This is a genomic window from Pseudomonas sp. 22526 (assembly GCF_052044735.1).
Taxonomy (GTDB): domain Bacteria; phylum Pseudomonadota; class Gammaproteobacteria; order Pseudomonadales; family Pseudomonadaceae; genus Aquipseudomonas; species Aquipseudomonas piscium.
Window position 1 is genome coordinate 21,960 of record NZ_JBQENK010000023.1, and the last position, 25,628, is coordinate 47,587.

Annotated in this window: 25 protein-coding genes; 15 read left to right on the plus strand and 10 right to left on the minus strand. The window is 61.0% G+C overall.

Features of this window, described 5'->3' with window-relative positions:
• The first annotated feature begins 32 nt into the window (after positions 1 to 32).
• Together ACTJKT_RS26865 and ACTJKT_RS26870 are read left to right on the plus strand one after the other, a co-directional pair.
• Positions 33 to 719: a DNA-3-methyladenine glycosylase gene (locus ACTJKT_RS26865; RefSeq protein ID WP_440789230.1), complete on the plus strand. Its 687-nt coding sequence runs from the start codon at positions 33 to 35 to the stop codon at positions 717 to 719.
• Between the two features lie 94 nt (positions 720 to 813).
• Entirely contained in the window at positions 814 to 2,130 is a 1,317-nt protein-coding gene (locus tag ACTJKT_RS26870; protein ID WP_440789232.1) for a bifunctional DedA family/phosphatase PAP2 family protein, read from the plus strand.
• Between the two features lie 114 nt (positions 2,131 to 2,244).
• On the opposite strand, the gene ACTJKT_RS26875 is transcribed toward ACTJKT_RS26870, so the two are convergent.
• From ACTJKT_RS26875 to ACTJKT_RS26885, 3 genes are read right to left on the minus strand one after another with little or no spacing between them, the layout of a single operon-like run.
• Complete coding sequence (locus ACTJKT_RS26875; RefSeq protein WP_063433150.1) at positions 2,245 to 2,835, minus strand: LON peptidase substrate-binding domain-containing protein; 591 nt, start codon at positions 2,833 to 2,835, stop codon at positions 2,245 to 2,247.
• Positions 2,836 to 2,845: 10 nt separating this feature from the next.
• Positions 2,846 to 3,562 (minus strand): LrgB family protein, encoded by a 717-nt coding sequence (locus ACTJKT_RS26880; protein ID WP_440789234.1) that lies wholly within the window; start codon positions 3,560 to 3,562, stop codon positions 2,846 to 2,848.
• Positions 3,559 to 3,921 carry a CidA/LrgA family protein gene (locus ACTJKT_RS26885; protein ID WP_053269999.1) on the minus strand — a complete coding sequence of 121 codons (363 nt, stop codon included), beginning with the start codon at positions 3,919 to 3,921 and terminating at the stop codon, positions 3,559 to 3,561. The genes ACTJKT_RS26880 and ACTJKT_RS26885 overlap by 4 nt, the downstream gene beginning before the upstream one ends.
• Positions 3,922 to 4,101: 180 nt before the next feature.
• Between ACTJKT_RS26885 and ACTJKT_RS26890 the strand changes: the two genes are divergently transcribed.
• The 3 genes from ACTJKT_RS26890 to ACTJKT_RS26900 all read left to right on the plus strand — a co-directional run bounded on the left by ACTJKT_RS26890 (position 4,102) and on the right by ACTJKT_RS26900 (position 7,049).
• A complete protein-coding gene (locus ACTJKT_RS26890; RefSeq protein WP_053281082.1) occupies positions 4,102 to 4,557 on the plus strand; it encodes a MaoC family dehydratase in 456 nt (151 codons plus the stop codon).
• A 103-nt stretch (positions 4,558 to 4,660) separates the two neighbouring features.
• Positions 4,661 to 6,379 carry a C13 family peptidase gene (locus tag ACTJKT_RS26895; protein WP_440789237.1) on the plus strand — a complete coding sequence of 573 codons (1,719 nt, stop codon included), beginning with the start codon at positions 4,661 to 4,663 and terminating at the stop codon, positions 6,377 to 6,379.
• A 28-nt stretch (positions 6,380 to 6,407) separates the two neighbouring features.
• Positions 6,408 to 7,049, plus strand: coding sequence for an oxidoreductase (locus ACTJKT_RS26900; protein WP_440789239.1), 642 nt, complete (start codon positions 6,408 to 6,410; stop codon positions 7,047 to 7,049).
• 58 nt (positions 7,050 to 7,107) lie between these two features.
• Here the strand turns inward: ACTJKT_RS26900 and ACTJKT_RS26905 are convergent, their stop codons facing one another.
• The 4 genes from ACTJKT_RS26905 to ACTJKT_RS26920 form a co-directional block, all read right to left on the minus strand.
• Positions 7,108 to 7,395: a YceK/YidQ family lipoprotein gene (locus tag ACTJKT_RS26905; protein ID WP_025807731.1), complete on the minus strand. Its 288-nt coding sequence runs from the start codon at positions 7,393 to 7,395 to the stop codon at positions 7,108 to 7,110.
• Complete coding sequence (gene ubiX, locus ACTJKT_RS26910; RefSeq protein WP_025807733.1) at positions 7,388 to 8,020, minus strand: flavin prenyltransferase UbiX; 633 nt, start codon at positions 8,018 to 8,020, stop codon at positions 7,388 to 7,390. Before ubiX ends, ACTJKT_RS26905 begins: the two co-directional genes overlap by 8 nt.
• Positions 8,017 to 9,366 carry a UDP-N-acetylmuramate:L-alanyl-gamma-D-glutamyl-meso-diaminopimelate ligase gene (gene mpl / locus ACTJKT_RS26915; RefSeq protein ID WP_440789241.1) on the minus strand — a complete coding sequence of 450 codons (1,350 nt, stop codon included), beginning with the start codon at positions 9,364 to 9,366 and terminating at the stop codon, positions 8,017 to 8,019. Before mpl ends, ubiX begins: the two co-directional genes overlap by 4 nt.
• Before the next feature lie 280 nt (positions 9,367 to 9,646).
• Positions 9,647 to 11,563: a sigma-54-dependent Fis family transcriptional regulator gene (locus ACTJKT_RS26920; protein ID WP_440789243.1), complete on the minus strand. Its 1,917-nt coding sequence runs from the start codon at positions 11,561 to 11,563 to the stop codon at positions 9,647 to 9,649.
• A gap of 400 nt (positions 11,564 to 11,963) precedes the next feature.
• Between ACTJKT_RS26920 and exaC the strand changes: the two genes are divergently transcribed.
• From exaC to ppa, 8 genes are all read left to right on the plus strand, one after another.
• Positions 11,964 to 13,484 carry an acetaldehyde dehydrogenase ExaC gene (gene exaC / locus ACTJKT_RS26925; RefSeq protein ID WP_440789245.1) on the plus strand — a complete coding sequence of 507 codons (1,521 nt, stop codon included), beginning with the start codon at positions 11,964 to 11,966 and terminating at the stop codon, positions 13,482 to 13,484.
• Positions 13,485 to 13,650: 166 nt separating this feature from the next.
• On the plus strand, positions 13,651 to 15,099 hold the full coding sequence (eat, locus tag ACTJKT_RS26930; protein WP_009051053.1) for an ethanolamine permease: 1,449 nt from the start codon (positions 13,651 to 13,653) through the stop codon (positions 15,097 to 15,099).
• Positions 15,100 to 15,154: 55 nt separating this feature from the next.
• Complete coding sequence (locus ACTJKT_RS26935; RefSeq protein WP_009051054.1) at positions 15,155 to 16,549, plus strand: ethanolamine ammonia-lyase subunit EutB; 1,395 nt, start codon at positions 15,155 to 15,157, stop codon at positions 16,547 to 16,549.
• Between the two features lie 10 nt (positions 16,550 to 16,559).
• Complete coding sequence (gene eutC / locus ACTJKT_RS26940; protein WP_440789248.1) at positions 16,560 to 17,384, plus strand: ethanolamine ammonia-lyase subunit EutC; 825 nt, start codon at positions 16,560 to 16,562, stop codon at positions 17,382 to 17,384.
• A 106-nt stretch (positions 17,385 to 17,490) separates the two neighbouring features.
• Positions 17,491 to 17,949 (plus strand): GNAT family N-acetyltransferase, encoded by a 459-nt coding sequence (locus ACTJKT_RS26945; RefSeq protein WP_009051056.1) that lies wholly within the window; start codon positions 17,491 to 17,493, stop codon positions 17,947 to 17,949.
• 253 nt (positions 17,950 to 18,202) lie between these two features.
• Entirely contained in the window at positions 18,203 to 18,859 is a 657-nt protein-coding gene (locus ACTJKT_RS26950; protein ID WP_053281090.1) for a DedA family protein, read from the plus strand.
• A gap of 5 nt (positions 18,860 to 18,864) precedes the next feature.
• Positions 18,865 to 19,674, plus strand: a complete 810-nt coding sequence (locus ACTJKT_RS26955; RefSeq protein WP_097305256.1) for a zinc-dependent peptidase — start codon at positions 18,865 to 18,867, stop codon at positions 19,672 to 19,674.
• A 262-nt stretch (positions 19,675 to 19,936) separates the two neighbouring features.
• Positions 19,937 to 20,464 (plus strand): inorganic diphosphatase, encoded by a 528-nt coding sequence (gene ppa / locus ACTJKT_RS26960; RefSeq protein WP_007933577.1) that lies wholly within the window; start codon positions 19,937 to 19,939, stop codon positions 20,462 to 20,464.
• 522 nt (positions 20,465 to 20,986) lie between these two features.
• Here ppa and ACTJKT_RS26965 read toward each other — a convergent pair.
• Complete coding sequence (locus ACTJKT_RS26965) at positions 20,987 to 21,781, minus strand: alpha/beta fold hydrolase (RefSeq protein ID WP_106698735.1); 795 nt, start codon at positions 21,779 to 21,781, stop codon at positions 20,987 to 20,989.
• A gap of 285 nt (positions 21,782 to 22,066) precedes the next feature.
• On the opposite strand from ACTJKT_RS26965, the gene ACTJKT_RS26970 reads away from it, so the two are divergent.
• Positions 22,067 to 22,528, plus strand: coding sequence for a nuclear transport factor 2 family protein (locus tag ACTJKT_RS26970; protein WP_081251693.1), 462 nt, complete (start codon positions 22,067 to 22,069; stop codon positions 22,526 to 22,528).
• Positions 22,529 to 22,662: 134 nt separating this feature from the next.
• Here ACTJKT_RS26970 and ACTJKT_RS26975 read toward each other — a convergent pair whose 3' ends face one another.
• Positions 22,663 to 23,589 carry a LysR family transcriptional regulator gene (locus ACTJKT_RS26975; protein ID WP_440789252.1) on the minus strand — a complete coding sequence of 309 codons (927 nt, stop codon included), beginning with the start codon at positions 23,587 to 23,589 and terminating at the stop codon, positions 22,663 to 22,665.
• Positions 23,590 to 23,813: 224 nt separating this feature from the next.
• Entirely contained in the window at positions 23,814 to 24,842 is a 1,029-nt protein-coding gene (locus ACTJKT_RS26980) for a helix-turn-helix transcriptional regulator (protein WP_124325606.1), read from the minus strand.
• 167 nt (positions 24,843 to 25,009) lie between these two features.
• Here ACTJKT_RS26980 and ACTJKT_RS26985 point away from each other — a divergent pair, with 167 nt between their 5' ends.
• Entirely contained in the window at positions 25,010 to 25,543 is a 534-nt protein-coding gene (locus tag ACTJKT_RS26985) for a 2,4'-dihydroxyacetophenone dioxygenase family protein (RefSeq protein ID WP_440789254.1), read from the plus strand.
• Positions 25,544 to 25,628: the final 85 nt, after the last annotated feature.

Here is a 25,628-nt window from a genome sequence, read left to right on the forward strand (position 1 = left end):
CGACCCAATTCCCGTCATCGCTCCTGGCTACCATGTCCATTCTGTCCACTCCGACGCTGCCCAAGGCCCTGCCCGACGGCTTTTTCGACCGAGACGCCCAGGTCCTGGCCCGTGAACTGCTCGGCAAAATCATCCGCCATCGGGTCGGCGATCTGTGGCTGTCGGCGCGCATTATCGAAACAGAAGCCTATTACTGCGAGGAAAAAGGCAGCCATGCCTCCCTCGGCTACACAGAAAAGCGTAAGGCTTTGTTTCTGGACGGCGGCCACATCTATATGTACTACGCCCGCGGTGGCGATTCGCTGAACTTCAGCGCCCAGGGCCCGGGTAACGCAGTGCTGATCAAGTCGGCCTACCCCTGGGTCGACGAAGCCTCAGGTCCCGCCAGCCTGGCGCAGATGCTCCTGAACAATCCCGATGCCAGCGGCCGGCCGCGCCCCTCGCAGAAGCTCTGCGCCGGCCAGACCCTGCTGTGCAAGGCCCTGGGCCTGAAAGTCCCGGTGTGGGATGCCAAGCGCTTCGACCATGAAGTGCTGTTCGTCGAGGATGTCGGTACGCCTGTCGCCAGCATCATCCAGACCACCCGCCTGGGCATTCCCCATGGCCGCGATGAACACCTGATGTACCGCTTTGTCGATGCCGCCTACGCCCCCTACTGCACTCGGAACCCGCTACGTCGCGGGCAGGTCGAAGGTCGCGACTATTTGCTGCTCGATTGATCCCTTTCGCAGGAACCGGCGTGCCCGCGGATGGTTTATCGCGAGCCAGCCCGTCCCTACAGTTGAACCACCGAATAACCGGAGTTGAAAACCTATGGGCCAATGGCTCGATGGAATAACCGGCTGGCTGACGATGAACCCCCAATGGCTGGCGGCAGCCGTGTTCATCGTCGCCTGCGTCGAATGCCTGGCGATTGCCGGCCTGATCGTACCTGGCACCGTGCTGTTATTCGCCATTGCCGTGATGGCCGGCAGCGGCGCGCTGTCCCTGGGTGAAACCCTGGCGCTGGGCTTCTTCGGCGGCTTGCTCGGGGATGTGGTGTCCTACCTGCTGGGCCGGCGTTTTCACCAGAACATCCGCCGCCTGCCGGGGCTGCGCCATCACCCGGAATGGATCAACGGCGCCGAAGCCTATTTCCAGCGTTACGGTATCGCCAGCCTGTTGGTCGGGCGTTTTATCGGCCCCTTGCGGCCCATGCTGCCGATGGTGGCCGGCATGTTCGACATGTCGTTCCCACGCTTTTTCGCCGTCAGCCTGCTGGCCGCGGCCGGCTGGACAGTCGCCTACCTGCTGCCGGGCTGGGCCACGGGCGCGGCGATCCGCCTGCCCTTGCCTGAAGGTTTCTGGCCGCAGGCGGGAATAGTCGCCGCCAGCATCGCCCTGCTGCTGGGCCTGAGCATCAACAGCACCGTGCGCCGCCATCGCAAGGCCAGCCCGCTGGTGGCGGGCCTCAGCCTGGCGATCCTGGCTGGGCTGTTCATCGGTTATCCCTACCTGGACCATTTCGACCAGGGCCTGATGGCGCTGGTCCAGGAGCACCGCAGCCCGGTAATGGACGAGGTGATGGTGGTGCTCACCCAGTTTGGCGAATTTCGCACCATGCTGTTCGCCAGCGCCCTGGTCACCCTGCTGTTGCTGGTTGCCCGGCAGTGGCGGCAGGCGATTTTCGCCGGTGCCACGCTGTTGTGCACCGCGCTGGCCAACACCGGCACCAAACTCTTCTTCGCCCGCGTGCGCCCGGAAGTCCTGACCGACCCACTGACCAGCTACAGCATGCCCAGCGGCCACAGCTCCGGTTCATTCGCCCTGTTCCTGACCCTGGCGGTACTCGCCGGTCGCGGCCAGCCGCCGCGCATGCGCCTGACCTGGCTGCTGCTGGGCTGTCTGCCGGCGGCCGCGATTGCCGTGTCACGGATTTACCTGGGCGCGCATTGGCCCTCCGACATCCTCGCCGGCGCCATGCTTGCCGCTTGCGTGTGCGCCGCCAGCCTGTGGCTCGCCCAGCGCCAGACCCCGCTGGAACCCATGCCGGCCAAGATCTGGTGGCTGGTATTGCCGGCACTGGTAGCGCTGTTCGGTTTCGAGGCGGTCAGGCATCTGCCGCACGCCATGCTGCGTTACGCCTATTGAGGCCCTGTAGCCGCTGCCGCAGGCTGCGATCGACCGGAACGGTCGCGAGATCTCAGGATCGCTGAAGGCCTTCGGCCTTATCGCAGCCTTCGGCAGCGGCTACAGGTGTCTGGGTCAGGCGAACAGCTCGCCCTGCAATTCGTCCAGCAAGGCCTGGATCGCATCCAGGCGTTGTTGCGGGTCGTCCAGTTGCAGCAGGTCGATCTTGTCCAGTTCGGAGAACGGCAACAGGTAGGCCAGCTGGTTGGCCAGCGACTGCTGGCCGGTGGCTTCGGTGCCCATGTTCAGGGCTTCGACCATCGGGTGTTCGGCCAGCGCCTTGAGCAAGGCGATCAGGTCCCCGTCTTCATCCTGCAACGGCCGCTCCGGCGCCTCGCTCAGCCACTCGACTTCAGCCACCCGCAACTGATCGCGCTGCACTTCGCTGCTCAGCACCCGAAAGCGCCGCCCGCCCTTGACCCGAATCCCCAGCAGGCCGTTGTCCTGCTGATGGAAGTCGGTGATCAGCGCTTCACAGCCCACCCGCGCAAAACCTTCCGGGGCGATGCCCACCTCTTCGCCCTCAAGGATGCAGACCACGCCGAAGCCGCTGCCCTGTTTCATGCAGCGACCGATCATGTCCAGGTAGCGCGCCTCGAAAATCTGCAAATCGAGAATGCAGTCGGGGAACAGCACCGTGTTCAGCGGGAAAAGCGCCAGGCTCATACAGGTTTCCTTAAACCACCAACGACACCGCCAACGGCAGGAAGACCGCCGTGGCCACACCCATCAGACTCATCGCCAGCGCCGCGAAAGCACCGCACTCATCACTTTCCTGCAAGGCCACCGAAGTGCCCACCGCGTGAGCCGTCATGCCCAGCGCCATGCCTCGGGCTTCCGGGCTATGCACCTGCAGGCGGTTGAGGATGGCCGGGCCGAAAATCGCCCCGATCACCCCGGTGATCAATACGAATACCGCAGCCAGCGCGGCGACACCGCCAATCTGTTCGGCCACCAGCATGGCGATCGGCGAGGTCACCGATTTCGGCGCCATGGTCATCAGGATCATGTTCTCGGCACCGAACCACCACCCCAGCAGTACGCCCAGGCCGGTGGCGACCACCCCTCCAATCACCAGCGTAGTAAATATCGGCCAGAACAACTGTCGAATCCGCCGCAGGTTGAGGTACAGCGGTACGGCCAGCGCCACCGTGGCCGGGCCCAGGAGAATGCTGAGGATCTCCGTGCTCTTGCGGTACTCGGCGTAGCTCAGGCCACAGCTCAGCAGCACGCCGATCACCAGCAACATGGAGACCAGCACCGGTTGCAGAAAGACCCAGCGGGTTTTCTCGAAGGCCGCGAGCACCAGTTGATAGGCGCCCAGGGTAATGCCGATGCCGAACAAGGGATGGTGGATCACCGACATCCAGGCGCCCTGCCAGTCGAACATCATTGGCCGCCCTCCCGATGTCCGTGGCGCTTGACCAGCCGCTGCATCAGCACGCCGACGAAGGCCATGGAGATCACCAGCGACAACACCAGCGCGCCGACTATCGCCCAGAAATCCGCAGCGATATCCGCCGCGTACACCATCACGCCCACCGCGGGCGGCACCAGTAACAGGGGCAGGTAACGCAGCAGGCTGGAGGCGGCCAGGTTCAGTGGCTCGCCCACCTCACCGCGCGCCACCAGGAAGATCAGCAACAACAGCAGACCGACAATCGGCCCCGGCAGGATCGGCAGCAACAGATGATTGATCGCCGTGCCGAGCAATTGAAACAGCACCAGCCATGTCAGACCGCGTAACAACATCCCTCATCCCCCCGAAAAAACGCCGGGCATTATAAGCACGCGAACGCTATGGACCGGCATTCGCCAAAAGCATGGAAGGTTGACCGGAGCAAACCCCCATGATGATCTACAGTGGGTTGTCAGGGGGTACGCCCCCGACCCTTTAGAACGATAAAACCGATGAACCCAAGGAGAGTCTCAATGCCGTATGTTCCTGTTGCAGAGCTCAAAGATTATGTCGGAAAGGAACTAGGACGTTCCGAATGGCTCACCATCGACCAGCAGCGTATCAACCTGTTCGCCGAAGCCACGGGTGACTTCCAGTTCATCCACGTAGACCCAGTAAAAGCCGCCCAGACACCGTTCGGCGGCACCATTGCCCACGGTTTCCTGTCGCTGTCGCTGATCCCGAAACTGATGGAAGACATCCTGATCCTGCCCGAGGGTCTGAAGATGGCGGTCAACTACGGCCTGGACAGCGTGCGTTTCATCCAGCCGGTCAAGGTCGATTCCAGGGTCCGCCTCAAGGTCGACCTGGTGGACGTCACCGAGAAGAAACCCGGCCAATGGCTGCTCAAGGCCACCGCCACCCTTGAAATCGAAGGCCAGGAAAAACCAGCCTACATCGCCGAGCCATTGTCCCTCTGCTTTGTCTGAAACCTTCCTGATGCGAAACAGCTCACGCTGTTTCGCACAGCCTCTCTATATATAAGCCTCGTTGCTACGGCATACTCGGTCCCCTAATTATCCGGATCCCGCTATGCGCCCACTTGTACCCCTGGCTCTGACCCTGTTGCTCACCGCATGTGGAGACGGCGAATCGCTGCTGCCTCCCGATGCCCGTCTGCCGGACGGTGGCCGCTACCGCGGCGATGTGGTCAACGGGTTGCTGCAGGGTCAAGGCCGCATCGACTACCCCAACGGCAGCTGGTATGCCGGCCAGTTCGACAGCGGCCAGTGGCATGGTCAGGGCGAATGGCACGGCAGCGACGGCGAGGTCTACCGCGGACAATTCCAGCAGGGCCTGTTCCACGGCCAGGGCAGCCTGACCACCAAGGACAGCAGCTACACCGGCGGTTTCAAACTGGGCCGGCGCGACGGTGAAGGCACCCTCAAGGAACGCGGCATGACCTACCGCGGCGAATTCAAGTCCGACCTGTATTCCGGGCTCGGCCGTCTCGAACTGGAAGACGGCAGCCAGTACCAGGGCCAGTTCTCCCGCGGCAAACCCAACGGCGAAGGCCAGCGCAGCGATGCCAGCGGCAACCAGTTCAGCGGCCACTTCGTCGATGGCCAGCTGGAAGGCAACGGCACCTTCGGCAGCGCCGAGGGCGACCTCTACGTCGGCAGCTTCAAACAGAACCAGCTCAGCGGCAAGGGTCGCTACGAAAACGCCGACGGCGATGTCTGGATCGGCCAGTTCAAGGAGGGCGCCCTCAGTGGCAAGGGTGAACTGATCGGCGTCGACGGCAGCCACTACATCGGTCGTTTCAGCGACTGGCGCTTCAGCGGCCAGGGCCGCCTGAACCTCAGCGACGGCAGCTTCTACATCGGTGGCTTCGAAGGCGACAACTACCAGGGCCACGGCGTGCTGGTGCTGCGCGATGGCACCGTGCAAAGCGGCGACTGGATCAACGGCCTGCGGGTTCGCGATGCCGACGGCCGACTGTTGCCCGACCCATTGGAGACCGGCCTGCTGGCCCAGGGCCACCTGCTCGACGAGGCCCTCGCCGCGGTGCCGGCGTCGACGCCCGCCATCGAGCTCTACAGCCTGACGCTGGCCGGCGATGGCAAGCAAAGCGTGTTTCTGCGCGAGGCCGACTATGTCAGCAACATGCTCGCCACCCGCTTCGGCGCCTACGGGCAGATCCGCCTGGTCAACCACCGCGACCGCCTCGACAGCCGCCCCATGGCCACCCGGGAAAACCTGCGGCGCGCAGTCCAGACCCTGGCCGAACGCAGCGGCCCGGAAGACTTGCTGTTCATCTACCTGACCAGCCACGGCACCAGCGAACACGAACTGGTGCTCGACCAGCCGCGCCTGGAGCTGGCCGACCTGCCGGCCGACGAGTTGGCCGCGGTGCTGGCGCCCCTGAAAAACCGCGACAAGATCATCGTGATCTCGGCCTGTTATTCCGGCGGATTCATTCCCGCGCTCAAAGATGACCGGACCCTGATCATGACCGCTTCACAGGCCGATCGCGTATCCTTCGGCTGCTCGGAAGAAGCCGATTTCACCTACTTCGGCGACGCCCTGTTCGCCCAGGCACTGAACCAGACCGACGACCTGGAACAGGCCTTCAAGCTGGCCAGGGCGACCGTGGCCGAACGCGAACTGGCAGACAACTTCGAAGCCTCCGAACCGCAGATCTGGGCGCCCAAGGGGGTCTTGGCGCACTGGCAGCATCTGCGCAAGCAACAAGCACGAAAGGCGCTGCAGAGCGCCGCCAACGACAGCAAGGAAGCAAAGAGCAACTAAGCTGAAACAGTATCAAGGGGGAAACATTATGTACTTGACGCCTCAGCATATCTTGCTCGCCGGCGCGACCGGCCTGACTGGCGAGCACTTGCTCGACCGCCTGCTCAACGAACCCACGGTAACCCGCGTACTGGCGCCCAGCCGGCGCCCCTTGAGCGAACATCCACGCCTGCAAAACCCGGTCGGCGATCCGGCGGTAGTCCTGCCGCAGCTCAGCGGTCGGGTGGACCTGGCGTTCTGCTGCCTGGGCACCACCCTCAAGAAGGCCGGCTCCGAACAGGCGTTCCGCGCCGTCGACCTGGACCTGGTGGTGGCCTTCGGCAAGCGCGCGCGGGAGATGGGCGCGCGGCACCTGGTGGTGATCAGTGCCCTGGGCGCGGACGCGAAATCCTCGATTTTCTACAACCGGGTCAAAGGCGAAATGGAACAGGCGCTGAAGGCCCAGGACTGGCCGCAACTGACCATTTGCCGGCCGTCGCTGCTGCTCGGCGAACGTATCGAACCGCGTCTCGCCGAACAGTTGGCCGGGCCGCTGTCCAAGCTGATTCCCGGCAAATACCACGGCATCGAAGCCTGCCATCTGGCCCGGGCCATGTGGCGCCTGGCGCTGGAAGAACAGGATGGCGTGCGGATCGTCGAGTCCGACGAGTTGCGCAAACTGGGTAAATAAACGCAATCGCGGGCAANAGCACGTGCGTCTGTAGGAGCGGAGCTTGCCCGCGATGGAACTACAACCCGCCCGTGGCCTGAAACCCAACCCCCAGTACCGTCAGTACCGACAGCGGCAACAGCAGCGTGTCGAGCAAGGCGCTGGCCGGCAGGTCGACACCCGGATAGCTCGGTGCTTCAGCCCCGAAGCGATCCATCGGGCAACAGCCGCCCTGCATCACATACCAGTCCAGGCGCGTCCCGGAATACACCACCGGCGCCCCCGGCTTGGCCGCGTTCAGCGTGCGGGCCGTGGCGCAACCGCCCAGCTGCAGGGCGACCAGCAGGATCAGCAGCGACTTACTCATCGCTGCCGGGATGATGCTCGCCCCACCGCGGCAACATGTCCTGCGGGATGTTCAACAGGTTGAGAATCCGCGCCACGACAAAATCCACCAGGTCGTCGATGGTCTGCGGCTGGTGATAGAAGCCCGGAGAGGCCGGCAGGATGGTCACGCCCATGTTCGACAGCTTGAGCATGTTCTCCAGGTGGATGCTGGAGTAAGGCGCCTCGCGCGGCACCAGGATCAACTGGCGGCGCTCCTTCAGGGTGACGTCCGCCGCTCGCTCGATCAGGTTGTTGCAGGCGCCCGTGGCGATGGCCGACAAGGTGCCGGTGGAGCAAGGCACCACCACCATCGCCGCCGGCGAACCGGAGCCCGAGGCCACCGGCGACATCCAGTCTTCCTTGCCATACACGCGGATCTGCCCGTCCGCCGCACCGGTGTACTCGGTAAGAAAGGCCTGCATGGTCTGCGGCTTGGACGGCAGCGTCACGTCAGTCTCGGTCGCCATCACCAGCTGCGCGGCCTTGGAGATCAGGAAGTGCACTTCACGGTCTTCGCGCACCAGGCAATCCAGCAAGCGCAGGCCGTACTGGGCGCCCGAGGCGCCAGTCATCGCCAGGGTGATGCGTTCCGGGCCGTTGTTCATCGCAGCGCCTCGGCCAGTTTGCCGTGCAGGCCGCCGAAGCCGCCGTTGCTCATGATCACCACGTGGGTGCCCGGCTTGGCCTGGCTCTTCACCCGCTCGATGATGCCTTCCAGGGAATCGCTGACAATCGACGGCACCGTGCACAGCGCAGCAGTGGCACCCAGGTCCCAGCCGAGGTTGGCCGGCGAATACCAGACCACCTGATCGGCCTGGTTGACGCTTTCCGGCAGCCCGTCACGGTGAGCGCCGAGCTTCATGGAGTTGGAGCGCGGCTCGATGATCGCGATCAGCGGCGCATCGCCAATTCGCTTGCGCAAGCCGTCCAGGGTAGTGGCGATGGCGGTCGGGTGGTGGGCGAAGTCGTCGTAGATGGTGATGCCGTGGACTTCAGCCACCTTCTCCATCCGCCGCTTGACGCTCTTGAACGCACTCAGCGCGGCGATACCCATGGCTGGCACCACGCCGACATGGCGCGCCGCGGCCAGGGTGGCCAGGGCATTGGCGACGTTGTGCTGGCCGGTCATATCCCACTCGACCACGCCTTGGACCTCGCCTTCGAACATCACTTCGAACTTCGAGCCGTCTTCGCTGAGCAGCTTGACCTGCCATTGGCCGCCCGCGCCGGTGGTTTGCACCGGGGTCCAGCAGCCCATGTCGATCACCCGCTGCAGGGCCGGCTCTGTGGTCGGGTGGATGACCAGGCCTTCGCTCGGGATGGTCCGCACCAGATGGTGGAACTGCCGTTCGATAGCTGGCAGATCGGGGAAGATATCCGCATGATCGAACTCGAGATTGTTCAGGATCGCCGTGCGCGGACGGTAGTGCACGAACTTCGAACGCTTATCGAAGAAGGCGCTGTCGTATTCATCGGCTTCGATCACGAAGAACGGTGTGCCGCCCAGACGCGCCGACACCGAGAAGTTCTGCGGCACGCCACCGATCAGGAAGCCCGGGCTCATGCCCGCATGCTCCAGCACCCAGGCCAGCATGCTGCTGGTGGTGGTCTTGCCGTGGGTGCCGGCCACCGCCAGTACCCAACGGCCTTGCAGCACATGGTCGGCCAGCCATTGCGGGCCGGAAACATAGGGAAGGCCCTTGTTCAGCACATATTCCACCGCCGGGTTGCCGCGGGACATGGCATTGCCGATCACCACCAGGTCCGGCGCCGGGTCAAGCTGGGCCGGGTCGTAGCCCTGGGTCAACTCGATGCCCTGGGCTTCGAGCTGGGTGCTCATCGGCGGGTAGACATTGGCATCGGAGCCGGTGACATGATGGCCCAGCTCTTTGGCCAGAACCGCCATCGAGCCCATGAAAGTGCCGCAAATACCGAGAATATGAATGTGCATAGTCGACCTCGTAAAACATCGAGGCAGGTTAGCGTAGAGGGCTGCAAATCGCACTCTTTAGCTGATGGGGGAACAGGCTGTTGTCGCTGACGGTGGCTGTGACGAGTCCTGTGGGGCTTTTGCCGGGGAGTCGCCCGAATGCGGTTAGGGGCTTGGACTGCGGTTAGCGATGTATCGGCGGCTGCGCCGCCTATCGCGAGCAAGCTTCGCTCCTACAGGAATGCGCATTGCTTTGTAGGAGCGAGGCTTGCCCGCGATGAACGATGACGCGGTGCCAGGCCTAGCGAGCGATCCCATGCTTGCGCAGCTTTCTATAGAGGGTGTTGCGGCTCACCCCCAGCTGCTTGGCGGTGTGGGTCATATGCCAACGCTGTTGCTCCAGGGTGTTGAGCAAGGCCAGGCGTTCGGCATCGTCCAGCGGGTATTCGCCCGCCTCCTCGACAGCTGCCGGCACCGGCGCCGGGCGGCCCTGGCGAATCATCGCCGGCAGATCCTCCAGGCCTATTCGCCCGTGGTCACAGAGCGCCGCCAGGGTGCGCAGCACGTTGCGCAGTTGCCGCACGTTGCCTGGCCAATGGAAGTCCAGCAGGGCCTGGCGCGCCGGGCCGTCGAGCGACACCTGCTGATCGCCGGCTTCCTCGGCCAGGAGAAAGTCCAGCAACTGGGACTTGTCGCTGCGCTCGCGCAGGGCCGGCAAGCTGATTTCCAGGCCATTGAGGCGGTAGTACAGATCCTCGCGGAAGCTGCCATCCCGCACCCGCTCCAGCAGGTCCCGGTGAGTGGCGCTGATAATGCGCACGTTGACCGCCTGCGGCTCGCCGCCGATAGGCACCACCATGCGGTCTTCCAGCACCCGCAACAGGCGGGTCTGCAAGGCCAGCGGCATATCGCCGATTTCATCGAGGAACAGCGTGCCGCCATCGGCCTGCTGCAACTTGCCGCGCATGCCTTCCTTGCGCGCCCCGGTAAAGCTGCCGCCGCGATAACCGAACAGCTCGCTTTCGATCAGGCTTTCGGGAATCGCCGCGCAGTTCAAGGCAACGAAGGCTTTCTCCGCCCGCTGGCTGGCTTGGTGCACCGCCTTGGCGAACGCCTCCTTGCCGGAGCCGGTCTCGCCGTTGATCAGCAGCGGCACATCGCGCTCGAACACGCGCAAGGATTTGCGGAAGTCGTTTTGCAGGGCCGCATCGCCCAGGCAGATCCCGGACAGGCGCGGACGCTCCAGCTCCAGCACCTTCGGCGGCAGCGGTTTCGGCACACTGCGCGGCTGGCCACGCAACACCGCGAACAGATGCCGACCATCGCGGGTGCGCAGCGGCCAGCTGGCGCTGGCATTGACACTCGCGCGGCCCAGCAGCTCGTCCAGCGAGCAGTCGAAAAAGGCTTCCACCGGTTTGCCGAGCAAGCCGCCGCGAATATGCCCCAGCAGGTTCAAGGCGCTCTGGTTCACCGCGCTGATCCGCCCTTCCCCGTCGAACGCCAGCAAGCCTTCGCTGAACAAGCCGACGGACTCGGCCTGCAGGTGAAAACGCAGCAACCATTGATTGTCGAAATAGCGCAGGAAATAGCAGCTCTCGATCATCTTCGCCGAGAGATTGACCAGGGCCATGGTGTGGAACTGGCTCTGCCGCGACACATCCGGGCGCGCCGATGAAACGTCGAGCACCGCCAGCAGTTCGCCGTGGGGGTCGAACACCGGGCTGGCCGAGCAGGTCAGGCCGGTGTGGCGGCCACGGAAATGCTCGTCCTGGTGGATGGTCAGGGACTGACGCTCCACCAGGCAGGTGCCGATGCCGTTGGTGCCCTCGCAGGCCTCGCTCCAGTCGGCGCCGAGCCAGAGCCCGGCGCGTTCGAAAATCCTGCGCTCGGTGGGCGCGGTGACACAGTTGAGGATCACCCCGCGGGCGTCGGTCAGCAGTACCGCATGGCCGGCGCCGGACAGCTGCTGGTGCAGGCTGGTCATCTCGTTGCCGGCGATCTGCAGCACCTGCTGCAGGCGTTCGCGGCTTTCCAGCAGGCGGCCATGCTCGAGCACGGTGGGCGCCATGCTCAGGGCCGGGTCGAGGTGATAGTCCTCCAGGCACCGCAGCCAGGAGCGGGCGATAGAAGGATCGCTGCCGGGCCCCTGCAGATGGGCCTTGCCCTGGGTCACAGTGAGCACTTGCTGGGCGTGCCGGGTGAGGTGATTGCTGTGCATTTCTTATTGTTCTCCCCGAGAGGTAAGACCGGATCGCTCGTCAAGCGAACCCTGTAGCCGCTGCCGAAGGCTGCGATAAGGTCCGCNTTTGCGGTCGATCGCAGCCTTCGGCAGCGGCTACATCGGCCCCTTCAGATCAAGGCGAAGCCCAGCATCCTCCAGCCATGGATGCATTGCAATGCCACTTCGACCAATGAGTCACGGGCCGTGCCATAAGCGGTACAAAGTGTCACCCGCGCTGTGCCACAACTGCCACAGGCACTCGGCGCAGGGTCGCTGAAACATTCGCAAACCCTTGATTTACCTGCCCTGTTACGCAGTGGCCCGGGCTTTGCTCTACGCTTTGTCAAGCGCAACAGCGCGTCCTCCCAATAAGCACAAAAGCCAGGAGATACCCACCATGCGTTATGCACACCCCGGTACTGAAGGCGCTATCGTTTCGTTCAAGAGCAAATACGGTAACTACATCGGCGGCGAATTCGTCGCGCCTGTCAAAGGTCAGTACTTCACCAATACCTCGCCAGTAAACGGCCAACCGATCGCCGAGTTCCCGCGTTCCACCGCCGAAGACATCGAGAAAGCCCTGGACGCCGCCCATGCCGCCGCCGATGCCTGGGGTGCCACCTCGGCACAGGCCCGCTCGCTGATCCTGCTGAAAATCGCCGACCGTATCGAGCAGAACCTCGAACTGCTGGCCATCACCGAAACCTGGGACAACGGCAAGGCCGTGCGCGAAACCCTCAACGCCGACATCCCCCTGGCCGCCGACCACTTCCGCTACTTCGCTGGCTGCCTGCGGGCCCAGGAAGGCAGCGCCGCGGAAATCGACGGCAACACCGTGGCCTATCACATTCACGAACCGCTGGGCGTGGTCGGGCAGATCATCCCGTGGAACTTCCCGCTGCTGATGGCCGCCTGGAAACTCGCGCCCGCCCTGGCCGCCGGTAACTGCGTGGTACTCAAGCCGGCCGAGCAGACCCCGCTGGGCATCTGCGTGCTGATGGAGCTGATCGGCGACCTGCTGCCGTCGGGCGTGCTCAACGTGGTGCAAGGTTTCGGCAAGGAAGCGGGCGAAGCCCTGGCCACCAGCAAGCGCATCGCCAAGATCGCCTTCACCGGTTCGACCCCGGTGGGCTCGCACATCATGAAATGCGCCGCCGAGAACATCATCCCGTCCACCGTGGAACTGGGCGGCAAATCGCCGAACATCTTCTTCGCCGACATCATGCAGGCCGAACCGAGCTTCATCGAAAAGGCCGCCGAAGGCCTGGTGCTGGCGTTCTTCAACCAGGGCGAAGTCTGCACCTGCCCGTCCCGCGCCCTGGTGCAAGAGTCGATCTACGACGAGTTCATGCAAGTGGTGATGAAAAAGGTCGAGCAGATCAAGCGCGGCGACCCGCTGGACACCGACACCATGGTCGGCGCCCAGGCATCCGAGCAGCAGTTCGACAAGATCCTCTCCTACCTGGAAATCGCCAAGGGCGAAGGCGCGCAGCTGCTGACCGGCGGCAAGGTGGAAAAACTCGAGGGCAACCTGGCCAGCGGTTATTACATCCAGCCGACCCTGCTCAAGGGCAACAACAAGATGCGCGTGTTCCAGGAAGAAATCTTCGGCCCGGTGGTGAGCATCACCACCTTCAAGGACGAAGCCGAAGCCCTGGCCATCGCCAACGACACCGAGTTCGGCCTCGGCGCCGGCCTCTGGACCCGCGACATCAACCGCGCCTATCGCATGGGCCGGGCAATCAAGGCCGGCCGTGTATGGACCAACTGCTACCACCTGTACCCCGCCCACGCGGCGTTCGGCGGTTACAAGAAGTCCGGCGTCGGCCGTGAAACCCACAAGATGATGCTCGACCACTACCAGCAGACCAAAAACCTGCTGGTGAGCTACGACATCAATCCGCTGGGCTTCTTCTAAAGCCAATAAAGCCAGGGACAAGGGTGGAGCCGCCAATGCGGCTTCACCCTTGGGGGCTGGTCGCGAACAAGCTCGCGATGACGACCTCAAGGCAAAACGCACCATCGCCTTGCAACACCGATCCGGTCTGCCGACCGGGCACAACAATAAGAACAGGTGAATCCTTATGCCCAGCGAACATACCGGCGTGCAGCCGGCTGGCTCTTCCGTCGACTTTGAAAAAGTCGGCTCCGACTATTTCCAACAACGCGAACTGAAAAAAGGCGCGGCAGGTTGGGTCCTGCTGGTGGGCCTGGGTGTGGCCTACGTCATCTCCGGCGACTATGCCGGCTGGAACTTCGGCCTGGCCCAGGGCGGCTGGGGCGGCATGTTCCTCGCCACCTTGCTGATGGCCACCATGTACCTGTGCATGTGCTTTTCCCTGGCCGAACTGTCCTCGATGATCCCCACCGCCGGCGGCGGCTACGGTTTTGCCCGCAGTGCCTTCGGCCCCTGGGGCGGCTTCCTCACCGGGACCGCGATCCTCATCGAATACGCCATCGCCCCGGCGGCGATCGCGGTGTTTATCGGCGCCTATTGCCAGTCGCTGTTCGGCATCGGCGGCTGGATGATCTACCTGGCGTTCTACATAGTGTTCATCGCCATCCACATCTTCGGGGTCGGCGAGGCGCTGAAGCTGATGTTCATCATCACCGCCGTCGCCGCCCTGGCCCTGGGCGTGTTCCTGGTGGCGATGGTGCCGCACTTCTCCGTCGCCAACCTGCTGGATATCCCGGTCACCGAGGCCGTGGGCGCCAGCAGCTTCCTGCCGTTCGGTTATGTCGGTGTGTGGGCGGCGATTCCCTACGCCATCTGGTTCTTCCTGGCGGTCGAAGGCGTGCCGCTGGCCGCGGAAGAAACCAAGAACCCCAAACGCGACCTGCCCCGCGGCCTGATCGGCGCCATGCTGGTGCTGCTGAGCTTCGCCCTGCTGATCCTGGTGATCGGCCCGGGCGGCGCGGGGGCCAACGCCCTGCTGACCTCGGGCAACCCGCTGGTGGAAGCCCTGGCCAAGGCCTACGGCGGTTCGACCTGGATGGGCAGCTTCGTCAACCTGGTGGGCCTGGCCGGCCTGATCGCCAGCTTCTTCTCGATCATCTACGCCTACTCGCGGCAGATTTTCGCCCTGTCCCGCGCCGGCTACCTGCCGCGCAAGCTGTCGGAAACCAACAAGAGCAAGGCGCCGGTCCTGGCGCTGGTGATCCCCGGCATCATCGGTTTCGGCCTGTCGCTGACCGGCCAGGGCGACCTGCTGATCCTGGTGGCGGTGTTCGGCGCGACCATCTCCTACGTGCTGATGATGGCCGCGCACATCACCCTGCGCATCCGCCGCCCCAAAATGGATCGTCCGTACCGCACCCCGGGCGGCATCTTCACCTCCGGCGTGGCCCTGGTACTGGCCTGCATCGCCGTGGTGGCGGGCTTCCTGGTGGATCCGCGGGTGGTCATTGGCGCCGCAATCATCTATGGAGTATTAATTGCTTACTTTGCTTTCTACAGTCGGCATCACTTGGTAGCAGGCACGCCCGAAGAAGAATTCGCGGCGATTCAGAAAGCTGAAGAAGCCTTGCACTAACCGCCGAAAACCTCGACGCAGGGAGTGGCTCCCTGCGTCGTCACGGAGAACCTGTATGGCAAGTTTCGCCCACACCGTCGGCGCCCAGACCTACCGCTTCGACAGCCTCAAGGACGTCATGGCCAAGGCCAGCCCGGCACGCTCCGGGGACTTCCTGGCCGGCGTCGCCGCCCTCAACGACGGCGAGCGGGTCGCCGCGCAAATGACCCTGGCGGACATTCCGCTCAAGCATTTCCTCGAAGAAGCGCTGATTCCCTACGAGACCGATGAAGTCACCCGGTTGATCATCGACACCCACGACAAAGCCGCCTTCGCCACCGTCAGCCACCTCACGGTCGGCGGTTTCCGCGACTGGCTGCTCAGCGACGCCGCCGACGAACAGAGCCTGCGCGCCCTGGCACCCGGGCTGACCCCGGAAATGGCCGCCGCCGTGTCGAAGATCATGCGCGTCCAGGACCTGGTGCTGGTGGCGCAGAAGATCCGCGTGGTCACCCGCTTTCGCGGCACCCTGGGCCTGCGCGGGCGGCTGTCGACCCGCCTGCAACCCAACCATCCGACCGACGAACCGGCGGGCATCGCCGCGAGCATTCTCGACGGCCTGCTCTACGGCAACGGCGACGCCATGATCGGCATCAACCCGGCCACCGACAGCATCGCCTCGATCTGCGCCCTGCTGGAAATGCTCGACGCGATCATCCAGCGTTATGAAATCCCCACCCAGGCCTGCGTGCTGACCCACGTCACCACCTCCATCGAGGCGATCAACCGTGGCGTGCCGCTGGACCTGGTATTCCAGTCGATCGCCGGCACCGAGGCGGCCAACGCCAGCTTCGGCATCAACCTCAATGTCCTGCAGGAAGGCTACGAGGCCGGCCTCAGTCTCAAGCGCGGCACCCTGGGGCAGAACCTGATGTATTTCGAGACCGGCCAGGGCAGCGCGCTGTCGGCCAACGCCCACTTCGGCGTCGACCAGCAGACCTGCGAAACCCGCGCCTACGCCGTGGCCCGGCACTTCAAGCCGTTCCTGGTGAACACCGTGGTCGGCTTCATCGGCCCGGAGTACCTGTACAACGGCAAGCAGATCATCCGCGCCGGCCTGGAAGACCACTTCTGCGGCAAGCTGCTGGGCGTGCCCATGGGCTGCGACATCTGCTACACCAACCACGCCGAAGCCGACCAGGATGACATGGACACCCTGCTGACCCTGCTGGGCGTGGCCGGGATCAACTTCATCATGGGCATCCCCGGCTCCGACGACATCATGCTCAATTACCAGACCACCTCCTTTCACGACGCGCTCTACGCCCGCCAGACCCTGGGCCTGAAACCAGCGCCGGAGTTCGAGCAGTGGCTGGCGAAAACCGGCATCTTCACCCAGCCCGACGGCAAGGTGCAGTTCGGCCACAACCTGCCGCCGGCCTTCCGCCAGGCGCTGGCACAGCTTCAGTAAGGACAGGCTTATGGACAAACACCCGACCGACAGCCAGAACCCCTGGCTGGAGCTGCGCCGCCTGACCCCGGCGCGGATCGCCCTGGGCCGCACCGGTACCAGCCTGCCCACCGGCGCCCAGCTGGACTTCCAGTTCGCCCACGCCCAGGCCCGCGATGCGGTGCACCTGCCCTTTGACCATGCCGGGTTGAGCAGCCAACTGGCCGAACGCGGCCGCGACAGCCTGCTGCTGCACAGCGCCGCCAGCGATCGCCACAGCTACCTGCAACGCCCGGACCTGGGGCGCAAGCTCAGCGACGTATCGGCCCAGGCTCTGCGCGATCACGCATCGGTCAACCCGGACGGGGTAGACCTGGCGGTGGTGGTGGCGGACGGTTTGTCAGCCCTGGCGGTGCATCGCCATACCCTGCCGTTTCTCGCCCGTCTTGAAGAACAGACCGAGGCCGAGGGCTGGTCGCTATCGCCAGTCATCCTGGTGGAACAGGGTCGGGTGGCGGTGGCCGACGAAATCGGCGAACTGCTCGGCGCGAAAATGACCGTGATCCTGATCGGCGAACGCCCGGGCCTCAGCTCACCGGACAGCCTGGGGCTATATTTCACCTATAACCCGAAGGTCGGGCTCACCGATGCCTATCGCAACTGCATCTCCAACGTGCGCCTGGAGGGCCTGAGCTACGGCATGGCGGCCCACCGCTTGCTGTACCTGATGCGCGAGGCCTGCAGGCGGCAGCTCTCGGGGGTCAACCTGAAGGATGAGGCGCAGGTGAACACCCTGGACAGCGACTCGCCCGACACGCTCAAGGGCAATTTCCTGCTGGGGCCGGCAAAGCCGTGATTTTTCGAGACGATTGCGCTTTTTCCACGCTTTAGGCAGCATCGAAACACGGCTGCCCGAGTAATGAACCGTTTGCCGTCGTATCCATTTGAAGTTGAGGACAACCATGCGGATTACTCAAGCGACCCTCGAACACCTGGATCTGTTAACGCCACTGTTCGTCAAATACCGCGAGTTCTATGGCGCCCTGCCTTTTCCGGACTCGTCCCGGGCCTTCCTGGAAAAGCGCCTGCGCCGCAAGGAATCGGTGATCTACCTGGCCCTGCCCGACGATGACGACAAGAAACTCCTCGGTTTCTGCCAGCTCTACCCCAGCTTCTCCTCCCTGTCCCTCAAGCGCGTATGGATCCTCAACGATATTTATGTCGCCGAAGACGCTCGCCGCCAGTTGGTGGCCGACAACCTGATCCGCACCGCGAAGAAAATGGCCAAGGACACCCATGCCGTGCGCATGCGCGTCTCCACCAGCAGTGACAACGAAGTGGCGCAGAAAACCTATGAATCCATCGGTTTTCGCGAAGATACCGAGTTCAAGAACTACATATTGCCGATCAGCGACGACTAAGCCCCCTCTGAAACCGCCCGCTCACAACCTTCGACTGCGCCAGGGAAGACGCTGCCGAAGGCCACGATCTTTCGCCTCTGGCCAGCCAGCGCCGCCAAGACATTCCTCGCTACAAACTCAACGCCTATTTCACATATCAGGTCTTATAATGCCGACCTTTTCGGGGCGTAAGATGAATCTGCGCCAGCTGTAAGTTTTTGTCCCCAGTCATCGCACAGGCCCGCAGAGTCGGGCCGTCACCACAGGTGCCCTAATGGATTTCAACCCGATCGACCTCATCCTCCATCTCGACGTTTATCTCGACATGTTGGTGACCAACTACGGGCCATGGATCTACGCCATCCTGTTCCTGGTGATTTTCTGCGAAACCGGCCTGGTGGTGACGCCATTCCTGCCTGGCGACTCCTTGCTGTTCATTGCCGGCGCCGTCGCTGCTGGTGGCGCCATGGACCCGGTACTGCTCGGCGGCTTGCTGATGCTGGCGGCCATCCTCGGCGACAGCACCAACTACATCATCGGGCGAACGGCCGGCGAGCGGTTGTTCAGCAACCCGAACTCGAAGATCTTCCGCCGCGACTACCTGCAAAAGACCCACGATTTCTATGACCGTCATGGCGGCAAAACCGTGACCCTGGCGCGTTTCCTGCCGATCATCCGCACCTTCGCCCCCTTCGTCGCCGGCGTGGCCAAGATGCCTTACCCGCGTTTCTTCGCCTTCAGCGTGGCCGGTACCATCCTCTGGGTCGGCGGCCTGGTGACACTGGGCTACTTCTTCGGCAACGTGCCGTTCATCAAGAAAAACCTGTCGCTGCTGGTAGTGGGCATCATCCTGCTGTCGCTGGTGCCGATGATCATCGGCGTGGTGCGCAGCCGCCTGGGCCGCTCGGCGGCAAAGGCCGAAAGCCACTGATCGGTATGTGGCCCCTCAGCACTTGGCGCCGCCGGCGTCGGCTGGCCAAGCACCCGGTTGCCGATGAAATGTGGCAACGGGTGCGCCAGCATCTGCCCTTCCTTGATGGCCTGAGCGCTGCCGAGGACCAGTGGCTACGGGAAACCAGCGTACTGTTTCTCGACGACAAGCACCTGAGCGCCCTGCCCGGAGTCGAACTGCACCAGTTCGAACGCCTGCTGCTCGCCGCCCAGGCCCAGCTGCCGCTGCTGCACCTGGGGGATTTGAACTGGTACCAGGGCTTTCACGAAATCGTCCTCTACCCCGACGACTTCCTCAGCCCCCAGCGCCATCGCGATGCCAGCGGCGTCGAACATGAATGGGACGGCGAACACAGCGGCGAAGCCTGGCAACAGGGCCCGATCATCCTGGCCTGGCCCGGCGTACTCGCCAGCGGCGGCTGGGAAGCCTACAACCTGGTGATCCACGAACTGGCGCACAAGCTGGACATGCTCAACGGCGATGCCAACGGCCTGCCGCCGCTGCACAGCGACATGCGCATCAGCGACTGGGCCCAGGTGATGCAAGCGGCCTACGACGACCTCAACCGCCAGCTCGACCACAACCCGGACGCCGAAACCGCCATCGATCCCTATGCCGCGGAAAACCCCGCGGAATTCTTCGCCGTCACCAGCGAATACTTCTTCAGTGCCCCGGATCTGCTCCACGAGGCCTATCCGAAGGTCTACGAACAACTGCAGCTGTTTTACCGGCAGAATCCCCTGGCCCGGCTCCAGCAACTGCAGGCCAGCGACCCGCACTACCAGCAACACTGAGGCGTCCATCGGAGCCAGTCCGCTGGCGAAATAGTCGTCGATCCTGAGGCGTGTTCCTGAACTAAACGCCTTGCAGCGACTCTTCTTTTCGCAAGCAATCGAGCGTCGCTAGTCGCTTCTGCACAGGGTTTGCGGCGGTGGGCCCAAGGCCTCCATACGTCCTTCGGTACGTGGCACAGCCCTTGGAATATGCCTATAATCGCCGCCACTTTTTGGTCAATCCGGCCAAGACATTTTGGTCAACTAACGGGGGCATCGCCCAATGAGCTACAGCAAGATTCCGGCTGGCAAAGACCTGCCGAACGACATCTACGTCGCAATCGAGATTCCGGCCAACCATGCGCCGATCAAATACGAAATCGACAAAGACAGCGACTGCCTGTTCGTTGACCGTTTCATGGCCACCCCGATGTTCTACCCGGCCAACTACGGCTACATCCCGAACACCCTGGCCGACGACGGCGACCCCCTCGACGTGCTGGTAGTCACTCCTTACCCGGTTGCTCCAGGCTCGGTGATCCGCGCCCGTCCGGTCGGCATCCTGAACATGACCGACGACGGCGGCGGCGATGCCAAAGTCATCGCTGTTCCTCACGACAAGCTGTCCCAGCTGTATGTCGACGTGAAGGAATACACCGACCTGCCAGCGCTGCTGATCCAGCAGATCGAGCACTTCTTCGCGAACTACAAGGATCTCGAAAAAGGCAAGTGGGTGAAGATCGAAGGCTGGGACGGCGCAGACGCCGCCCGCGCCGCGATCACGAAGTCGGTTGCTGCCTACAAAGGCTAAGCACCCCTTCAATAAAAAGCCCCGCCAAGGCGGGGCTTTTTTGTGCCTGTTGGAAACGGACTTGCACGCACTCCCCCACCCCAACAACGCCCCCAGATACAAAACATCTGCACTTTTCTGCCTTGCCAAAGGCTCTGGAGAGCGTTTCCCGCTGGGAATTCTCCTCGAATATCAGTATGCTGCGCCCCACCTTTGCGCATCGACCTGTTCAACCGGTCAGATCCGCCCGACGCGGCAGATGATTTTCTCGCCAAGTCCCACAGCCAGCCGCAAGAGCTGGGTGTACGTTTTGCAGGCTGGTGCGGTTTACCAAAAATGAACCAAGCCAGTCCCCGAGAAGCCGGCCACAAGCCGGCTTTTTAATGCCTGGAGTATTCCTCCCCCATCCGCAAACCTAGCCGTACGCAGGTGCAGGTCTGGAGACGGATGCGTTTGTCGAGCAGGCCGCTAAATAGCCATTGGCAAAGCAGACGATCTGTAAATTGATGGCGCCCGTTTACCTCAGGCTTCATCAATTCTGGCTCAGTGCCCCAGCAGGAACTGCAGTGTGTTCTCCACGAAATTGACAGGTGTCTCGATCATCGGGCAATGCCCTGAATGCTCAAGGCGTGTGTAGCTTGAGCCCATGATGTTGTCGAGCATCTCGAACTGATGGATTTCAGGTATGAGCTTATCCTGCGCGCCCCAGAGGATATGTGTCGGGGTAGTGATGTGCTTCAGACGATTGTAGATATCGACGGTCAGATCAACCTCCCACTGACGAACCAGCGCTTCCCGAGGCTGCCCTGGCCCGCCTTCCGCAAGAGAGGCGGCTACCTGGCTCAGCGCTCCACCGTGAATGGAGTCCTCGCCCAGGGCCAGGAAGTACAGCGACTTCACCAGGAGTTCCTGATCCTTTATGGCATGACACCATGCAAGAGCCATGGAAATGACTGTTTGCGTATAAGTCCCCAGCCTTGACGTGGTGTTGACCAGGGTAAGGCTGGCAACGCGCTGTGGGGCCAAGAGGGCCAGTTCCTGCGCGATCATGCCGCCCAGCGAATGGCCCATGACATGCGCCTGTGAAGAGCCAGCGGCATCCAGGACAGCACGAGCATCCTTGGCGAGATCTTGAAGGACATAGCCGGTGGTGCAGAGGCTGCTTTCTCCGGAATCGCGATTGTCGAAGGCAATGGTCCTGAAGTGTTTTGCCAGATCGGCGCGCACCAGGGACCAAAGCGTACGATCGGCCGCAGTGCCGGCAATCAGTAAAAGATCGGGACCCTGGCCTTGGATATCGAAAACGAGTTCTATGTTATCTCTGTATACGCTTGACATGGATATGGAGCTCCGCCGCAGGGAATTGTCCTGCTATTTTTATTGGGCGGGTGAAACGCGGATAGCCATAAAAACGGTAACTATGTGTTCTGTTTCTTTGTACGGCCCCACTTAGCCTATAGCTCCAACAGCTCAACTTTCCCTTCAACCTTATACCCGTTACTTGGCCATCCGGCAGATGTTCTTTTTTTCCGAACCTGGCGTTTTCGTTTTTGCCTCTATACTTTTCTGCCTGCCAGACAGAGGATGTTTTTCGAAAAATTCATGCGCAATGGAGAACCTGTTATGTCTCGCAACCCTATTGAAGTGGTCCAGGACTTTCTCGCCAACACCACAAACAGCGAGATGGTCAATAAACTGGTTGCAGCTGACGCAACCTATATCTCCTTGAACTTTGAAAACCCGGCACTCAAGCAGATCATGCCTTGGGCTGGCATGGGCAAAGGGCCGGAAGCCTTTTTAAGCACCTTTGTTCGCGTTGGCCAATATTGGGACAACCTGGACTTTGAAGTAACGGATATCTTCGGTTCCGATGAGCGCGTTGCCGTTTTTGGCAAATTCACTTACAAGTCCAAGGTGGTAGGTAAAACCCTGACCTCCCCTTTCTCTATTTTGGCCAAGGTCAAAGAGGGGCAAATTACCTACTTCCAGTTCATGGAAGATACCTTTGGTACGGCATCGACCTTCAAAGTCAAAGGTAGTTGGACTTTTCATAGTGACCCTAAAGGAAAGCCATTCGATATTTGAGCTGTTCCTTGAGGCGCCTCACAAGCTGCATAAGTTATTTCATGCGGCTTTTTTTGTTTTTAGGGCGAGCGTGATCCCCTACTCTGATAGTCATACCGAGTCGGCACACAGCCTTCGCTGGAAAGCCCGCCCATTCAGTAAAGCAGTCCTCTCTCTGCCAATGCTCGATCCCACGGGGCAGGATGGCCGATTTCATCCCCAAGAAACTGCGCCAGCGCCAGTATCTTGTGGGGCGTCTTTATCGCTTTGCGGTAAACGACTGAAATATGACCGCCAGAAGGTGAATAAGGCAACAACACCGGTATCAACTCTCCGCAAAGCAAAGCATCTTGGGCCAGAAAGGTTGGCAAGATGGCCAGGCCGATACCCGCCTTGGCACTTTCCAGCAGTTGATGTCCTGAGTCGGTACGCAAGCGCGTGCGGATTCGAAACGACTCTTGATGGCCATTAAACGGGAGCCTCCAGAAACCATTGGGCTCGCGGTTGTAGTACATCAACCCATCATGCAGTTGCAGGTCTTCCGGATGTTGCGGTGTGCCATTTTTCTCCAGATATTCGGGGCTGGCACAAATCAGATGATGATTATCCGTAATGATTCTTGCCACCAGCGATGAATCTTCCAGCCGGCCAATGCGTATGGCCATGTCGAAGTGCTGGTCCTGAAGACTGACAAAGCTATCGGTACTTTGTACGTCGATATCCAGGTCAGGATGCTTTTTTGCAAACTTGGAAAAAATCGGCGCCAGGTAACGTGGGGTGAATGCCAACGGCGCGGAAACACATAGACGCCCCTGGAGAGAAGTATCGGTGCGCCTGACTGACTGCTCGGAATTTTTCAGTTCCTGTAGAAGATGGACCGCCTGGGTGTAATACACCTGCCCTGCATCGGTTATCGAGATTGGCCGGGTTCTACTGACCAAGGTACAACCCAGGTGTTTTTCCAACTGTTGAATGCGCTGGCTCACTTGGGATTTCGTTGCTCCCAGACGACGTGCTGCCTCCGAGAAGCTCAAGGCATCGACGACGGTGACAAAGGTGTTCATGTTGATAAATATATTCATAGGGCTCTCGGTTTTTTGCTTTCCGTACTGCTTTGTCTTATGCCGGCGGAAGCCACAATCTTTGCCTCTAACCAAAACAGTCAGGTCTGCATATAAGACGATAGAGAATTCAGCTATTAAAACGACAGGATGATCTTCAGAGGAACTTAATGACTTCTCCGCAGAACGAGAAAGGTTACCGCTCTACGTGGACCTCTCACGCCGCCTGGATGGTTTGCGGCACATCAGGATGGCTCCGCTTCGGTTGAGCCCAATAGAATCTTATGTTGCACGCGCCATTGCCGCGGTGATACGCCAGTCCACTTCTTGAAGTGACGACTGAATACGGCTGTCTCGGCATACCCAAGAGAAAGGGCAATTTCGGTAATACTCAAGTTGACATCCAGCAAGTGGTGCTGGGCCATGTCCAGACGGGTGGCCTGTAGTAATTCCCTGAAACCCTCACCTTCTTGTGCCAAGCGTTTCTGCAATACGCGCGAGCTCAAGTTCAAAGCGGCACTGACCCGGCCAATGCTGCATTCGCCATAGGGTAGAAGGGTGAAAATCAAGTGGCGAACCTGCGATTGCAGATCGTTTGGGTGACGAGCCTCCAGGAGTCGGGTGCGCTGCTCGAGACACTCACGAATGAGCGCTTTATCTATATGTGGGGAGCGCTGCAGCCATTGCTTGGGAAAACTTACGCCATCGAACCGGCTATTAAAATGAAGATAACCCTCTGGAAAGATGTCAACCCAACGGGGCGCCTCTGGCCTTGCCTGCCTTAAATGCAAGTGCAAATTCAGGTTATTACCTTCCATCATGGTACGAATGGCGTTGAATAGTTGTCTTGCACTTAATTGCCTCAGGTGCAACAAACCACTTTCGTTGTTGAAGCTGAAATGAACGGAGACATCTACAGCCTCGTCACGAATCTGTATTTTCAAAGCAAGGCCGTTCGAATGCAGGTGAACGTGCTGGTTAAAATAGTCGATGGCCTGTTCCAGATTTGCTTGATAGCTGGCTAATAAAGCCAATTCCCCGATGACGACAAAAGACTGTTCTGAGGCGAGGCGCAATCCAAAATAAGGATCAATACAACGCTGTGCCGCACTGTCTAGCAGGGAGGCTATCTTTACATAGGAAACCAAGGTGTTGGGTTGTTGTAACTGGGCCGAACTAAGTCCGGCATCGCGTAGCATCACCGTAGGGTTTTGGCCCAGGTGTGAGACCAGTCTTTCGAAACCATGAATAGCGCCTGTTCGTAGTAAATGCATTTGATTTGCCTGCGGGGTGATTAAAAACGTTCGTAAAAGGTCAATTGCTATTCATGTTTTATCAATATCTGCCGCAGTAGACTGCGTATATTTACGTAGCAGACTTTGTATATTTAATAGTAGGTTATGGTTTTCCAGCCTGTGTCAAGCCCTTATAAGGAATCGCTATGAACGATAGCAATAGTCCCGTGCTGGAGTTATTGGCCGCCTTGCAAAGCCAAGGTGTTATTACACGTGAGGGTGCTCGTGAAGCTATCTTGTTGAATGAAGATGACCTGCCATGGGTAACATTGCCAGATGGTTCTTTATTGCAAGTGCTGCAGGTGGATCTAAACCAGAACCTATGGGTCGTGCGCAATCGTCTTAAGCCGGGGTTTTCAATCGACACGCACTACCATACGGGCCCAGTGTTTGCTATCACTCTTTCTGGAGAATGGTTCTATAAAGAATATCCGGACAAGATAAACAAGGCAGGCTCTTATCTGTTCGAGCCAGCCCACTCGGTTCACACACTAGTTGTCGATGCCGACGCCAAGGAAGATGCGGTTGTCTGGTTTGCTGTTTTTGGCAGCAATGTAAACATCAATGAAAAGGGTGATGTAACGAGTGTATTGGATGCCAGGAGCCTACTCATGATCTATCGACTGCTGTGCCAGGCACAAGGCGAGAACTGCGATAAGGTCATTGTGCTGGGTGAGTAACAAGCCCTGATCACAGAGCATGGTTTTTTGAAAACCACAGACTGCAAAAGATTGGTTGTGAGTGGTTCTTGAACCTCGTGCTTTT